14 protein-coding genes and 2 pseudogenes are annotated in these 14,413 nt (G+C 63.3%); 6 read left to right on the forward strand and 10 right to left on the reverse strand.

Translation table 11 applies throughout. The annotated features are described in order from the left end of the window. A pseudogene (locus M729_RS01000000136220) lies at nt 1–310 on the reverse strand (adenosine kinase); the annotation flags it as partial. Between the two features lie 230 nt (nt 311–540). Between M729_RS01000000136220 and M729_RS0130080 the strand changes: the two are divergent. Together M729_RS0130080 and M729_RS0130085 are read left to right on the forward strand one after the other, a co-directional pair. Beyond that, nucleotides 541–1,473: an EamA family transporter gene (locus M729_RS0130080; RefSeq protein WP_050580561.1), complete on the forward strand. Its 933-nt coding sequence runs from the start codon at nt 541–543 to the stop codon at nt 1,471–1,473. 90 nt (nt 1,474–1,563) lie between these two features. Then, nucleotides 1,564–2,274 carry a sulfate transporter family protein gene (locus tag M729_RS0130085; protein WP_027163754.1) on the forward strand — a complete coding sequence of 237 codons (711 nt, stop codon included), beginning with the start codon at nt 1,564–1,566 and terminating at the stop codon, nt 2,272–2,274. A 9-nt stretch (nt 2,275–2,283) separates the two neighbouring features. Here M729_RS0130085 and M729_RS0130090 read toward each other — a convergent pair whose 3' ends face one another. From M729_RS0130090 to M729_RS0130115, 6 genes are all read right to left on the reverse strand, one after another. Then, complete coding sequence (locus M729_RS0130090) at nt 2,284–3,282, reverse strand: proline racemase family protein (RefSeq protein ID WP_013528049.1); 999 nt, start codon at nt 3,280–3,282, stop codon at nt 2,284–2,286. A gap of 13 nt (nt 3,283–3,295) precedes the next feature. Beyond that, entirely contained in the window at nt 3,296–4,099 is an 804-nt protein-coding gene (locus M729_RS0130095) for an oxaloacetate decarboxylase (protein ID WP_027163755.1), read from the reverse strand. An 80-nt stretch (nt 4,100–4,179) separates the two neighbouring features. Continuing rightward, nucleotides 4,180–5,034 (reverse strand): hypothetical protein, encoded by an 855-nt coding sequence (locus M729_RS0130100; protein ID WP_027163756.1) that lies wholly within the window; start codon nt 5,032–5,034, stop codon nt 4,180–4,182. Nucleotides 5,035–5,103: 69 nt separating this feature from the next. Further along, the gene (locus tag M729_RS0130105) at nt 5,104–5,766 is read right to left on the reverse strand and encodes an HAD family phosphatase (RefSeq protein ID WP_027163757.1); all 663 of its coding nucleotides are present in this window, start codon (nt 5,764–5,766) and stop codon (nt 5,104–5,106) included. After that, complete coding sequence (dut, locus tag M729_RS0130110; RefSeq protein WP_027163758.1) at nt 5,766–6,251, reverse strand: dUTP diphosphatase; 486 nt, start codon at nt 6,249–6,251, stop codon at nt 5,766–5,768. Before dut ends, M729_RS0130105 begins: the two co-directional genes overlap by 1 nt. A 165-nt stretch (nt 6,252–6,416) precedes the next feature. Further along, nucleotides 6,417–6,887 (reverse strand): Lrp/AsnC family transcriptional regulator, encoded by a 471-nt coding sequence (locus tag M729_RS0130115; RefSeq protein ID WP_027163759.1) that lies wholly within the window; start codon nt 6,885–6,887, stop codon nt 6,417–6,419. Nucleotides 6,888–7,002: 115 nt separating this feature from the next. Between M729_RS0130115 and M729_RS0130120 the strand changes: the two genes are divergently transcribed. After that, the gene (locus M729_RS0130120) at nt 7,003–7,251 is read left to right on the forward strand and encodes a DUF6356 family protein (protein WP_013528043.1); all 249 of its coding nucleotides are present in this window, start codon (nt 7,003–7,005) and stop codon (nt 7,249–7,251) included. A 15-nt stretch (nt 7,252–7,266) separates the two neighbouring features. Continuing rightward, nucleotides 7,267–8,067, forward strand: coding sequence for a class II glutamine amidotransferase (locus tag M729_RS0130125; protein WP_027163760.1), 801 nt, complete (start codon nt 7,267–7,269; stop codon nt 8,065–8,067). A 461-nt stretch (nt 8,068–8,528) separates the two neighbouring features. Here the strand turns inward: M729_RS0130125 and M729_RS0130130 are convergent, their stop codons facing one another. Then, complete coding sequence (locus M729_RS0130130) at nt 8,529–9,602, reverse strand: FAD-binding oxidoreductase (RefSeq protein WP_027163761.1); 1,074 nt, start codon at nt 9,600–9,602, stop codon at nt 8,529–8,531. A 235-nt stretch (nt 9,603–9,837) separates the two neighbouring features. Between M729_RS0130130 and M729_RS0130135 the strand changes: the two genes are divergently transcribed. Beyond that, nucleotides 9,838–11,430 (forward strand): peptide chain release factor 3, encoded by a 1,593-nt coding sequence (locus tag M729_RS0130135; protein ID WP_013528039.1) that lies wholly within the window; start codon nt 9,838–9,840, stop codon nt 11,428–11,430. A 75-nt stretch (nt 11,431–11,505) separates the two neighbouring features. Here M729_RS0130135 and M729_RS0130140 read toward each other — a convergent pair whose 3' ends face one another. Next, complete coding sequence (locus M729_RS0130140; RefSeq protein ID WP_027163762.1) at nt 11,506–11,976, reverse strand: VOC family protein; 471 nt, start codon at nt 11,974–11,976, stop codon at nt 11,506–11,508. A 253-nt stretch (nt 11,977–12,229) separates the two neighbouring features. On the opposite strand from M729_RS0130140, the gene ilvD reads away from it, so the two are divergent. Next, nucleotides 12,230–14,074 carry a dihydroxy-acid dehydratase gene (ilvD, locus tag M729_RS0130145; protein ID WP_024505783.1) on the forward strand — a complete coding sequence of 615 codons (1,845 nt, stop codon included), beginning with the start codon at nt 12,230–12,232 and terminating at the stop codon, nt 14,072–14,074. A gap of 52 nt (nt 14,075–14,126) precedes the next feature. Here the strand turns inward: ilvD and M729_RS1000000139055 are convergent. After that, nucleotides 14,127–14,413, reverse strand: a pseudogene (locus tag M729_RS1000000139055) (transposase); the annotation flags it as partial.

A 14,413-nucleotide genomic window follows, 5' to 3' on the forward strand; every position in this document is an offset into this window, starting at 1 on the left:
TGGTGTCGAAGGCGACGCCCTGCGCATGGATGTCGTGCGCGTAGATTTCGCCCAGCGCATCGTTGGAGACCTTGCCGAAGAAGGCGGCGCGGCCGCCNAAGCTGGCGACGCCGGCCGCCGTGTTGCCGGCGCTGCCGCCGGANGCCTCGATCGCCGGGCCCATGCGGCTGTAGAGCAGTTCGGCGCGTTGTGTGTCGATGAGGTTCATCGCGCCCTTGATGATGCCGTTGGTCTCGAGGAATTCCTCGTCGCACTGGGCGATGATGTCGACAATGGCATTGCCGATGCAAAGCACGTCATAATCCGGCATCAAAATCTCCGCCAAAAACCCGAGCCGGCTTCTTGCCACGCCGGCCCGGCGCGGGTCTAGCGATTTGAAACCGGTTTGCCTAGGGCGTGACACGCAACTTTGGCGGAACAGGCAAAGGCGCATCAGCCGCGAGGCGCTATGACAATTCGACCGTGGCCGAAGCATTTCATCGCCGCACCGCCTATAAGCCTGGATCAGACGATCCCGCTTCGAAGGCGAGCCAGCCCCCAATGTCTACAAAAAGCATGTCGACGAAGAACGAGCCTGCAAAAAACGATCTGACCACCGACCTGGTACTGCTCGTCGTGCTGGCAGTGCTCTGGGGCGCCTCCTACACCTTCATCAAGATCGGCGTCGAAACCATCCCGCCGGTCACCTTCATTGCCGCCCGCACCCTGATCGCTGGCGGCATCCTGTTGGCCATCATCCGCTGGCGCGGGCTCGCCTTGCCGGGCGACGCTGCAAGCTGGCGCCGCTTCGCCTTCCAGGCCTGCCTCAACAGCGTTATTCCGTTCACCCTGATCGCCGCGGCCGAACGCTCGGTCGATGCCGGCCTCGCCACCATCCTCAACGCGACCTCACCGATCTTCACCTTCCTCTTGACCGCGCTCATCACCCGCCACGAGCCGGTCACCTTGCGCAAACTGATCGGTGTGGGCGCCGGCATTGCCGGCATCTGCCTTATTATCGGCACGCAGGCGCTGGGTGGCCTCGGTCATGAATTGTGGGCGCAATTGGCAATCGTCGCTGCGACGGTCTGCTATGCCGGGGCCGCCATTTTCGGCCGCGGTTTCAAGGGCCTCGACCCAATGCTACCGGCCGCCGGTTCCATGCTGTGCGGCGCCGTCATCCTCGTGCCGCTCAGTCTGGTGTTCGACCAGCCGTGGACGCTGGCGCCATCGACCGCGTCGATCCTGGCCCTGCTCGGCCTGTCGGTCTTTTCCACCGCGCTGGCCTTCGTTATCTATTTCCGCCTCATCCACACGCTGGGTTCGGTCGGCACCACCTCGCAGGCCTATCTGCGCGTGCCGATCGGCGTCGGCATCGGCGCTCTCTTCCTCGGCGAAAGTCTTGGTTCGACGGCATGGCTGGGCATGGGTTTTGTCGTGGCCGGGGTCGCTGCCATGACCATCCCGGTTCGAAAGCCGGCATTTGCGCGGTAAACGCCAGCCCGCTTGTGCTCATGGCCTGCGCTGCCTATCTCGGAAGCATCCGCCTTTTAGGCGGCGTCCGCTAACCGGGGGTGTGACAAGGTGATTTTCGACGCTGCCCGCGCTGCGGCCCTCGAGCTGATTTCGCCTCCCTTCCGGGCCGTGTTCGTCAAGACGCTGGGCTTGACCGTGCTGGCACTGGTGGCTCTGTGGTTCGGCCTGACGAGCCTCGTCGAGTGGCTGGCGCTGCCGTGGCTGCAGACGCTGTTGCCCGGCATGCCGTCCTGGGCCGGGTGGCTCGGCGGCATCATCGCGGCAATAGCGCTTGCCTTCGGCATGGCGTTGCTCATCGCGCCGGTGACGGCTGTTGTCGCCGGCCTGTTCCTCGACGATATCGCCGAAGTGGTCGAGCGCACCGACTACCCCGGCGATCCGACCGGCCGCGCCATGCCGGCGCTGCGCTCGCTGGTGCTGTCGGCGCGATTCCTCGGTGTCGTCATTCTTGGCAACATCGTCGCGCTGCTGCTTCTCTTGGTGCCGGGCGTCAACATAGCCGCCTTCTTCATCGTCAACGGCTATCTGCTCGGGCGCGAGTTCTTCGAATTCGCCGCCATGCGCTTTCGCGGCGAAGACGAGGCCAGGGCCTTGCGCAGGCACTATGCCGGCACAGTGTTTCTCGCCGGGCTGCTCATCGCCGCTTTCCTCGCCGTGCCGTTGCTCAACCTGCTGACGCCGCTGTTCGCCGCCGCCATGATGGTGCATCTGCACAAGGCGATCTCGGTGCGGGAAGTGGCTCGCCCCTCACGCGGCTAGGCATTTTCTTCAGCGCAACAGAAATCCGCGTCCGAGCTCGTCATCGGCCTCGACGATGAATTCGGCCCGCCCGGAATAATAGGCGCGGCCGCCGACGCGGGCGATGATCGCCTCATGCCGTCCAGCCTTCGCCGTCCGCGCCACGGCTCCGGAAAAACGCGAGCCTGCGATGCTCTCGAATGTGCGCGTCTGTCCGATCGCGATCTCGCCCTTGGCATGCATGGCCGCCAGCCTTGCGGTGACGCCGGAACCGGTTGGCGAGCGGTCGACCTCGGCTTCGGCGAAGACGCAGATGTTTTTGGTCACCTCGCCGGAAAATGTGTCGCGGCCATCGGTCAGGATGGTACCGTATAGGAAGGCAAGGTCGCCGTGGTCGGGATGCGACAGCGGAAATTCAGCCTTGAGCCTGTCCGTCAGCCCCGTTGCCGCATCGACGAAATCGCGCATCCGGCTTCTGCCGAATTCGAGCCCGAATTGGTGACAATCGGCCAGCGCGTAGAAGGCGCCGCCATAGGCGACGTCGAAGCCAATCGTGCCGTGGCCCGCCAATTCGATCGCCTGTCCACCGGCGAACAGGAAGGCCGGCACGCTTTCGAACGAAACCGCACCGGCCTTGCCGTCCCTGACCTCGACCGAGGCGACGACCAGCCCGCACGGCGCCTCGATATTGACTGTCGTGACTGGTTCCTGTTTCGCCACCAGCCCTTCATCGATGGCGTAGCGGCCGAGCGCGACGATGGCGTGGCCGCACATCGTCGAATAGCCCTCATTGTGCATGAACAGCACGGCGAGGTCGGCGCCGGGCAGGTCCGGCTCGACCAGCAAGGCGCCATACATGTCGTAATGGCCGCGTGGCTCGAACATCAGGATTTTCCTGAGATGATCGAGATGGTCGCGCACATAGGCGCGCTTTTCCAGGATCGTGCCCTTGGGGATACCGGGATAGCCGCCGGTGACGATCCTTAGCGGCTCGCCGCCAGTATGCATGTCGATCACGGTCAGCGTCATGCGACGGGCCCCATTAATCCGAAGATTTGCCGAAGAGGGCCTGCAATTTGCTTAACGGCATGGCGGCGCGGGTGAAGCCGAAGGTGCCGTCTTGCTGGATTTCGCGTGCCGCCGTTTCCAGCATGCCGTAGGCGAAATTGGTCAGCCACGGCCCGAGCGAGATACGCTTGACGCCGGCCATGGCGAGATCGGCGATGGTAAAACCCGGTACCGCCATGACATTGACCGGCTTGCTGACGGCAGAGCAGAGCGTGCGGATCATCTCGACGTTGCCGATGCCTGGCGCATAGAGTACGTCGGCGCCGGCCTTCTCGAACGCCTGCAGCCGCTTGATCGTGTCGTCGAGGTCGGACTTGCCCCAGAGGAAATTCTCGGCCCGCGCAGTGAAGACGAAATCGCGTTTCAGGGCCCGCGCCGCTTCCACGGCCGCCGCAACGCGTTCGACGGCGTGCGCAAAATCATAGATCGGCTTGTCCGGATCGCCGGTGTGGTCTTCGATCGAGCAGCCGGCAAGGCCGGCAGCTTCCGCCGCGAAGATGGTTTCGGCGGCCTGCTCGGCGCTGTCGCCCTTGCCTTTCTCGAGGTCGGCCGAGACCGGCAGGCTGGTCGCCGCGGTCACTTCGCGGCAATGGTGGATCATCTGGTCGAAGGTCACCGCGCCGTCCGGCAGGCCGCGCGAAAAGGCAAAGCCGGCGCTGGTCGTCGCCAGCGCCGTGAAGCCGAACGAGCCGAGCAGCTTGGTCGTGCCGATATCCCAGGGATTGGGCACGACGAAGGTCGAGGCATGCAGGTCGCGAAAGATCTTGCCCTTGTCCATGGTAGTTCCCCCATCATATGCGGTGTGGCCGAGCGGATTTTATCCTGCTCCATCTGGCCGGGCAAACGAATGCGGTTGGTTCAGAAGCGTTTGGCGTTCTCTCCTGCCAAATTGTTCAGCGCGTCGGAATCCTTGGCGTAGTGCGACGTTGTCTTGTCCCAATGATAGGTGACGGAGATGTCGTGAGATTCAGGTTTGGGCGGCTGGTCATCGCAGCTTTCGTCGTTCACGACGGTGGCATCGGTCACCGTTACCTTGATCGCCGCATGGCGTCGGCCCTCTGCGATGGCTTTAAAGGCAACGTCCTGCGTCCGGCTATGGGCACACACGTGCTCGTCGAACAAATAGATGATGTCGATCAGCTTCAACTTGTCCCTGGCGACCATAATCAGCGGGACGATCATATAGTTCTGGTTTGAATTGGAATGCGAACTCTCGATCATGAGGATATCATCATTGGCGCCGATGCCGAGCTTGCCGGGTTCGCGGAAATAGGTGCTGCGGTCGAGGGCGACATTGGTGGCGTCGAGCAGCCTTGGTTTGCCCGTAATGTCGTAGAGCGCTAGCACCGCATAGCCTTCTGCGCTGTCTGAGGAATCGCCGAGATCGAACAGCATGGTCAGGCGGTCCTTGCCTCCCGCCTTGATGGCAAGCACGGAGGCATTGGAAAAGCCTGAGGTTTCGGGCGGCGAGCCGCCGCTGTCGGGTCCCTCGATATGGCGCATAGCGATCGGCAGCCCGCCCCTGTAAAAGCCATTCTTGTCGGCGGCGAGGTCTGGAATGATCATCCTGGCGAGGTCGAGATAGGTGATGTCTTTTTGGCCGGGCAGTGGGCTGCCGAGCTCCGGAAGGCTGGCGTCTTGCGCGCCGGCTGCGGTCCACAGCAATGGCAGCAGCATCACGGCGAGGATGAAGCGAAGCAGGTTCGTCGGCATGGTCGCCTCAGGGTGTCGGGCGCGCGGAACGTAGCACAGCCTCCCAACCCGTCCAGTCCGTCAGCCAGCTCAGTGGATCGGCACCAGCCCGGCCAGTTCGCGCATGTCGTCGAACAGGATGCCGCCGGCCTGGATAAGGCCGTCGCGGTCGGAATAGGGATCGGCGTGATAGGAAAACACCCGCATGCCGGCCGCGATGCCGGCCTGCGTGCCAGCGACGCTGTCCTCGATGACGATGCAGTCGGCAGGTGCAAAGCCCACGGTTTTCGCAGCATGCAGGAACAGGTCCGGAAACGGCTTGCCGCGCGCGACCATCGTCGAGGAAAACATCGCGTGTTCGAACAGCGGCAACAGCCCGGTCTGGCCAAGTGTGATGTGCATCTTCGACACCCGGGCCGAGGTGGCGACGCAATAGGCGATCCCGGCTGACCGCACGGCCTCGACGAATTCGCGGACATAAGGGATTGCTTCGACGCCGTGGGCGAACAAATCCGGCAGGCCGGCGTTCCAGAGATCGACAAAATCGGCGCCAAGCCTGACGCTGGTCTCTTCTTCGATCTCTTTCTGCACCGACGCCATGCTGCGACCGGAGAAATTCTTGCGGCAATATTCGAAGCTTGTCGGATAGCCGGCAGCGGTCAGCCATTCGGCAAGGCGCCGATTGGCCAGGTTCTCCGTATCGACCAGGATCCCGTCGCAGTCGAAGATGACAAGTTTAGGCAGTTCAGGCATCAGGCGGTGCCGGTCGATCCGAACCCGCCCGCGCCGCGCGCCGTGCCGCCGGCCAGGTTGCGCTCTTCCACGGCGGCTTGCGTCACCGCGGCAAAAACGATCTGGGCGATGCGCATGCCGCGCGTCACGGCAAAGTCCTCGTCGCCGAGATTGATCAGCAGCACCTTGACCTCGCCGCGATAGTCGCTGTCGATGGTGCCGGGCGTGTTGAGGACGGTCAGCCCATGTTTGAAGGCAAGGCCTGAGCGCGGCCGCACCTGGCCTTCCATGCCTTCGGGAATTTCCAGGATCATCCCGGTCGGCACCAGAGCGCGTTTTCCGGGCAGGATCAGCAGCGGCCTGTCGTCGGGCACCGCGGCGCGCAGATCCATGCCGGCGGCACCGGTGCTTTCATAAGCAGGAAGGGGAAGTCCTTCAGCATGCGGCAACCTGACGAAGCCGACGGTCGGACCGATGACGGAGGGAGTTTGAAGGGCTGCGCGCATAAAATCGATCCTATCGGCGCGAACGGCGATTCGGTCAACTCGCCCGCAAGCCTATCAACGGCTTTCTTTCAGGCATCAGTATGGCCTGAGGTGTGTTGAGATTCAGGTCAGGCCGAGTCGAAACCCGTCGTTTGCAGGCCGGCATCACCTGAATATCGACATACCTTAGCGCAATTCCATCGGAACCACCGTCGTCTCCTTGATCTCCTCCATCACGAAAGAGGCGGAAACATCAGACAGCGCCACCTTGGCGATCAGCCGCTGGTAGAGCCGGTCATAGGCCTTCACGTCGGCGACGCGGGCGCGCAGAACGTAGTCGAGGTCGCCGGACATGCGGTAGACGCCGATGATCTCGGGAAAGCCGGTCACTGCCGCCCGGAATCTCTGCAGCCACTCCGGATCGTGGTTGGACGTGCGGATCAGGATGAAGACGGAAAGGCCAAGCCCGAGCTTTTCGGCATCGACCAGCGCCACCCTGCCGGTGATGACACCGGCCTCCTCCAGCCGCTTCACCCGGCGCCAGCAGGCATTGCGCGACAGCGCCACCCGTTCCGACAACTGGTCGACCGACAGCGTGCCGTCGCGTTGCAACTCGGCGAGCAATTTCCGGTCGATTTCGTCAATTTCCAGCGCCATGTGGGATATTTGTCCCATGGATCACCGAAATACAAGGACATTTTGAGACCGATGAACCGGCGAAGCATGTCAGGATACTCATATCAGGAACTTCAAGCGCTGAAGGGGAACCAGCATGTCGGTCGCAAGGATTTTCACCTCTCATCCGGCCAAGGTCGGCGAAACCTATTTCAGCCACATGGGCTTTGCCGCCTGGTTTTCGTCGCGCCTGTTGATGGCGGCGGGCGCCGCGCTCGTTCATGCTTTCTTGCCATTTCTGTTTGAAACTACCGCCAGCCGAATCGTTCGCGAGCTTTACGAGCGGACGCACAACAGAGGCACGCACGCGACCAAGGAGCCTGCGGCTCTTATGGATCGCGCCTAGAGGGCGACAGAAACGATGTGCCGGTGGGCGGCCTATCTGGGTGAAGCGGTCTTTCTCGAAGACATCCTCACGGCGCCCTGTCACTCGCTGATCGCCCAGAGCCATTGTGCTCAGGAAGCGAAATCGCCGACCAATGGCGACGGCTTCGGCCTAGCCTGGTATGGCGACCGCCCGGAGCCGGGTCTCTATCGCGATATCCTGCCGGCCTGGTCCGATCCCAATCTGAAAAGCCTGTGCCGACAGATCAAATCCGGCCTGTTCCTCGCCCATGTGCGGGCGTCGACCGGCGGCGCCACCAGCCGCATGAACTGCCATCCATTCATCTCCGGCAGCTGGTCGTTCATGCACAACGGCCAGATCGGCGGCTTCGAGAAAATCCGCCGCGCGCTGGAGAACTCGCTGTCCGACGCCGTCTTCGACCAGCGCGAAGGCACCACCGATTCCGAACTGTTCTTCCTGCTGATGATCGATGAGGGATTGACCGGCGATCCGCAAGGCGCCGTCTCCCGCGCCACCAGCCGCGTGCTCGAAGCCTCGCGCCGCGCCGGCCTCGAACCGGCGCTGAAGCTCACCGCCGCCTTCTCGGATGGCCAGGCGCTGCACGCGGTGCGCTACGCCACCGACGCTCACGCGCCGACGCTCTACACGTCTGTCCTGCGCAAGGGCGGCGGCCGCTGCATCGTGTCCGAACCGTTCGACCGCGAGGGCGGCGACTGGCAGGCGATCCCGCCGGCGAGTTTTGTCACGATCAGCGGCGATGACATCAGAATTCGCCCGTTTGCTCCGGCGGCGGCGAAGTTCGCGCTGGTGGGGTAGCTGCAAACTGCGGCAACGTCGCGGGACAGCGCCCCCTCTGGCCTGCCGGACATCTCCCCCCACAAAGTGGGGAGATTGGCTATTTGCGTGGCCTTCGCCAATCGCCAAGGTTGCTGGAACGAGCCAAACCTGCCGATCTCCCCACTCGTGGGAGAGATGGCCGGCAGGCCAGAGGGGGGCGCCGTAGAGTGCCGACATCAAAGACTATCGGCACAATTTCAATCAAACGCGGCCAACCCTCGAATGCTCCACTCCACTTGAAGTATGCCGTGGATGCTGCCGGCCTATGGCGCTGTCTTCAACCACAGCGGCCATCCAGCCATTTCCATCCCCTGAGGACAGGACAGCACCGGCCTGCCGATCGGCCCGCAACTGGTCGGCAAACGCTGGTCGGAGTCACGACTGCTCGGCAGCGCCAGGGTAATCGAACCACTCACCGGCGGCTTTCGCCGTCCGCCTGCCTATTGAGCGAAGCGCGACAATCCATAAGGGGCAAGTAAGGGGTCGCGCTCGCCGTCGAGAATTTCCCTTGTGGCGAACAGGCCGACGGCCGGCGCCAGCGTGATGCCGGAATGCATGACGGCGACATAGACACCGTCCATGCCCTCAGCGCGGCCGACGATTGGAAAGCCATCGATCGGCGTCGGCCGGTAGCCGACCGTGTGGAAATCGAGTTCCAACCCGTCGCTGTCGCGCAGCATGGCTTTCATGGCCGCAAACAGCGCGTGGGCGGTGGCTTCGGCATCCATGCCCGGGTCGGCGCCGCCAAAATCCGAGCCGGCGATGATGCGACCTTCCGTTGTCTGGCGCATGTGCAGCCGCTCGGCCAGCACCAGCCCGTTGAGCCGCTTTTCGGTGGGCCGCGAATGGACGATCAGGCCGGGCGGCGTTTCGATCGGCAGGTTGATCCCGGCGGTCGCGGCGATCTCCGGCGAGCCGACGCCAGCCGCGATCACCACCTCGTCTGATGCAATCAATCCATGCGATGTGTCGACACCGGTGATCCTGCCGCCGGTCTGGACCAGGGCCGTCACCGTGCTGGAGATGATCTTCGCGCCATGTCGCTCCGCGTCCGCCAACAGCGCGCGCGTGGCAGTCACCGGTTCGGCGACGCCTTCCTCAGCCACATACAGGGCAAAATCCGGAAGCTCGGTGAGATTGGGCTCGATGCGCGCAGCACCGGCGCGGTCGACTTGGCTGATACCATAGCCCCAGGCGGAATGTTCCGTGGCGTAGGCTTCCATGTCGGCCACCGGCAAATCCCAGCACAGGCCGCCGCACCAGCTCAGCGGTAGGCCGGGAAGGTCCCGCGCCAGCCGCGTCCACTCTGCCATCGCGCGGGTGCGCAGCCGGAAATACGGCTCCGGATTGCCCCAGCTGGCATTGATCCAGGCGAACGAGTTCGGCGTCGCCACCCCTCCGGCAGCACTGTCGGCAATCACCGTCACTTGCGCACCCGCTCTGCTCAGATGCCACGCGATGGAGGCGCCGATGATGCCGGCGCCGATGACGATCACTTGTTTCGCCGCAGTCATGCTTGCTCCTCTGCCTCGTCATCCCGAGGGATGTTCATCCAGTGCCACCCGGCAGCCGCTTGCCAACATCGCGCAGCGCAAAATATGCGGCAATGCACTGGCCGGAGCCACAGCACGGCTGAGCTGTATGCTCGGATGGTGAGGCGGCGATCAGCAGAGTCCGAGCCGCCGGACCGGTCGACAGGCCGGCACTGCGCTGCTAGAAGCCCGGCCTGTCACACGGAAATCCCAGAGAATGCCCGAAGCAATAGAAGAAGAAGTGGCGCGCCGCCGCACCTTCGCGATCATCGCGCACCCGGACGCCGGCAAGACCACGCTCACCGAAAAGCTGCTGCTGTTCGGCGGCGCCATCCAGCTTGCCGGCGAGGTCAAGGCCAAGAAGGACAAGATCCAGACGCGGTCGGACTGGATGAAGATCGAGCGTGAGCGCGGCATTTCGGTCGTCACTTCGGTGATGACCTTCGAGTATGAGGACAATGTCTTCAACCTGCTCGACACGCCCGGCCACGAGGATTTCGCAGACGACACCTATCGCACGCTATCGGCGGTCGACTCGGCCGTCATGGTCATCGATGCCGCCAAGGGCATCGAGCCGCGCACGCTGAAGCTTTTCGAAGTCTGCCGGCTACGCGACATCCCGATCATCACCTTCGTCAACAAGATGGATCGCGAAAGCCGCGATCCGTTCGAGATCCTCGATGAGATCGAGCAGAAGCTGGCGCTGGATACGGCGCCGATCACCTGGCCGATCGGCCGGGGCAAGAATTTTTCCGGCACCTACCATCTGGCGCTGAACGCCGTGCGCAGGGGCGACGACGAGAAGGAGCGCACGCCGGTCAACGGTCCTGATTCCAACCGCGTCGCCGGCCTTTTGCCGGAGAACGAGCGCGAGGCCTTCATCGAGGAGCTGGAGCTGGCGCGGGAAGCGTGCAGACCCCTTGATATAGAAGCCTTCCGCGAGGGTCACCTGACGCCGGTCTATTTCGGCTCGGCGCTGCGCAATTATGGCGTGCGCGACCTGATCGAGGCGCTCGGCGCTTTTGGACCGCCGCCGCGTGCTCAAGAGGCCGACACCCGCAAGGTCGAGGCGACCGAAGAGAAGATGACGTCCTTCGTCTTCAAGATCCAGGCCAACATGGATCCCAACCACCGCGACCGCATAGCCTTCGTCCGCGTCTGTTCGGGCAAGCTCGAGCGCGGCATGAAGGCCAAGCTGGTACGCACGGGAAAACCGATGTCGCTGTCGGCGCCGCAGTTCTTCTTTGCCCGCACACGCGTCACCGCCGACGAGGCCTTTGCCGGCGACGTCGTCGGCATTCCCAACCACGGCACGCTGCGTATTGGCGATACGCTGACCGAGGGCGAGGAAATCCTGTTCCGCGGCGTTCCGAATTTTGCCCCGGAAATCCTGCGCCGTGTCCGCCTCGGCGACGCGATGAAGGCCAAAAAGCTGAAGGAAGCGCTACACCAGATGGCAGAGGAGGGCGTCGTGCAGCTGTTTTCGCCCGAGGACGGCTCACCGGCCATCGTCGGTGTCGTCGGCGCGCTGCAACTCGACGTCCTGAAGGAACGGCTGAACTTCGAATACACCCTGCCGGTCGAATTCGAGATGTCGCGCTTTTCCGTGTGCCGCTGGATCTCGGCCGACGACAAGGCCGAGGTCCTGCGTTTCATCGAGGCGCATCGCGGCGACATCGCCCGCGACCTCGACAACGACCCGGTGTTCCTCGCCCAGCACGCCTTCTCGCTGAACTACGAAGCGGAGCGCTGGAAGGCGATCAAGTTTGCCACGATCAAGGACTATCAGGTCCGCGACAGAGCGGCGTAAGTCGCGCTTTTTCCTTCTCCCCGTTCACGGGGAGAAGGTGCCCGAAGGGCGGATGAGGGGCGGCGCGACCCTCGACTATCCTCTGGCAGCTTCCTCTATCTTGGCGATGTCGATCTTGCTCATCTGCATCATCGCCGACATTACGCGGCCGGCCTTGGCCCGGTCCGGATCCAGGAGCAGGCGCGGCAGCTGCTCCGGCACAACCTGCCAGGAGACGCCGAATTTATCCTTCAGCCAACTGCATTGCGATGGTTGGCCGCCACCTTCGATGAGCTTGTCCCAGAAGTAATCCACCTCTTCCTGCGTCTTGCAGTCGATCGACTGCGACATCGCTTCGCTGTGCTTGAACTGCGGTCCACCATTGAGCGCCTGGAACTGCACGCCGTCGAGTTCAAACGTGGTCACCAGCACTTTGCCTTCATCGGCGTGGCCTTTGGGCCAGCGCATCACGCTCAGCACCTTCGAATTCTTGAAGATGGAGACGTAGAAATTCATGGCCTCTTCGGCCTGGCCATCGAACCACAGGCAGGTGGTAATCTTTTGCATGTCGTGCTCCTCGTGCTGTTTCGGTCGCTGTTCCTGTGAAACGGCTGACTCCGAACATGGTGCCATCTCCTTGCCGTCTGCCCAAGGACGGACATGCAGCGCGCCATCCGACAGTGCCACGCATTTTTTTGAGAGAATCTGGCGCATTGCAAAATTGTGGCCAGACCATACTTGCGCGTCTATAACGCCTGCGGTCCGAATTCAGCTCCGCCGCGCCAACCCCTGGGCTGCGGCCAGCCACCAAGGAAAAAACATGCCTGCCTATCGTTCCCGCACCACCACCCATGGCCGCAACATGGCCGGCGCTCGCGGCCTCTGGCGCGCCACCGGCATGAAGGACTCGGATTTCGGCAAGCCGATCATTGCGGTGGTCAACTCCTTCACCCAGTTCGTGCCGGGCCATGTCCATCTGAAGGATCTCGGCCAATTGGTCGCGCGCGAGATCGAAAAGGCCGGCGGCGTTGCCAAGGAATTCAACACCATCGCCGTCGATGACGGCATCGCCATGGGCCATGACGGCATGCTCTATTCGCTCCCGTCGCGCGAGTTGATCGCCGATTCCGTCGAATACATGGTCAACGCGCATTGCGCCGACGCCATGGTCTGCATCTCCAATTGCGACAAGATCACGCCCGGCATGCTGATGGCCTCGTTGCGCCTCAACATCCCGACCGTCTTCGTCTCCGGCGGTCCGATGGAAGCCGGCAAGGTGGTGCTCGCCGGCAAGACGCAGGCGCTCGACCTGGTCGATGCCATGGTCGCGGCCGCCGACGACAAGATCTCCGATGAGGACGTCAAGGTCATCGAGCGCTCGGCCTGCCCGACCTGCGGCTCCTGCTCGGGCATGTTCACCGCCAATTCGATGAATTGTTTGACCGAGGCGCTTGGCCTGTCGCTGCCCGGCAACGGCTCGACATTGGCGACGCATGCCGACCGCAAGCGTCTGTTCGTCGAGGCCGGCCACCTGATCGTCGATCTCGCCCAGCGCTATTACGAGCAGGACGACGAAACCGCACTGCCGCGCAACATCGCCTCGAAGGGCGCTTTCGAGAACGCCATGACGCTCGACATCGCCATGGGCGGTTCGACCAACACCGTGTTGCATATCCTGGCTGCGGCGCATGAGGGCGAGATCGATTTCGATCAGGACGACATCGACGCGCTGTCGCGCAAGGTGCCGGTGCTGTGCAAGGTTGCGCCCGCCAAGTCCGACGTCCACATGGAAGACGTCCACCGCGCCGGCGGCATCATGGCCATCCTCGGCCAGCTCGACAATGCCGGCCTGCTCAACCGCGACCTGCCGACGGTGCATACGTCAACCCTGGGCGAAGCGCTCGACCATTGGGATATTTCCCGCACGACCAGCCAGAGCGTGCGCGATTTCTTCCTCGCCGCCCCTGGCGGCGTGCCGACGCAGGTCGCCTTCAGCCAGGAGCGCCGCTGGGACGAGCTCGATCTCGACCGCGAGAAAGGCGTTATCCGCTCGACCGAACATCCCTTTTCCAAGGATGGCGGCCTTGCCGTGCTGAAGGGCAATCTGGCGCTCGACGGCTGCATCGTGAAGACGGCGGGCGTCGATGAATCGATCCTGAAATTCACCGGCCCGGCCCGCGTGTTCGAAAGCCAGGATTCGAGCGTCAAGGCGATCCTGTCCAATGAGATCAAGGCCGGCGATGTCGTCGTCATCCGCTATGAAGGACCGCGCGGCGGCCCCGGCATGCAGGAGATGCTCTATCCGACCAGCTATCTGAAGTCGAAGGGCCTCGGCAAGGCCTGCGCTCTGGTTACTGACGGCCGCTTCTCCGGCGGCACCTCGGGTCTGTCGATCGGCCATGCGTCGCCGGAAGCTGCCGAAGGCGGTTTGATCGGACTGGTGCAGGAGGGCGATACGATCGAGATCGACATCCCGAACCGCAGCATCCGCCTGGCTGTCGATGAGGCGGAACTCGTTGCGCGACGGGCGGCGATGGAAGCCAAGGGCGCCCTGGCCTGGAAGCCGGAGGAAAAGCGCAAGCGCAAGGTGACGACCGCCTTGCGCGCCTATGCCGCCATGGCCACCAGCGCGGCCAAGGGCGCGGTGAGGTTTGTGCCGGAGTGAGGTTTCTGCCTTCTCCCACAGGGGCTAGCGTGCGCACACATTTGCTTCGGGTTCATTTTTGTGAGGCGAGAACGAAGCCGTCGACGATGGCGTTGAAGCGTCTGAGGCCTTGGGTGAAGGTGATGGGTCCTGGCGGGCGTTCCTTTTCGTAGCCGTTCCAGCCTCCGAGCCTGGCGATACACCAGGCGGCCCAGGCGAGCGTGTGCGTGGGGTGGGGGTTCTTCTGCTTTTGGGTCTTGCCTTCGAGTTTGGCGATGAGCACGTTCAGGACGGTGATCTCGGTGGGATCGAAGAGACGTGCGGCCTGGAAGCCCTGGCCCGGCGAACCACGCCCGTGCA

This window comes from Mesorhizobium sp. WSM1293 (genome assembly GCF_000513875.1).
Classification (GTDB): domain Bacteria; phylum Pseudomonadota; class Alphaproteobacteria; order Rhizobiales; family Rhizobiaceae; genus Mesorhizobium; species Mesorhizobium ciceri.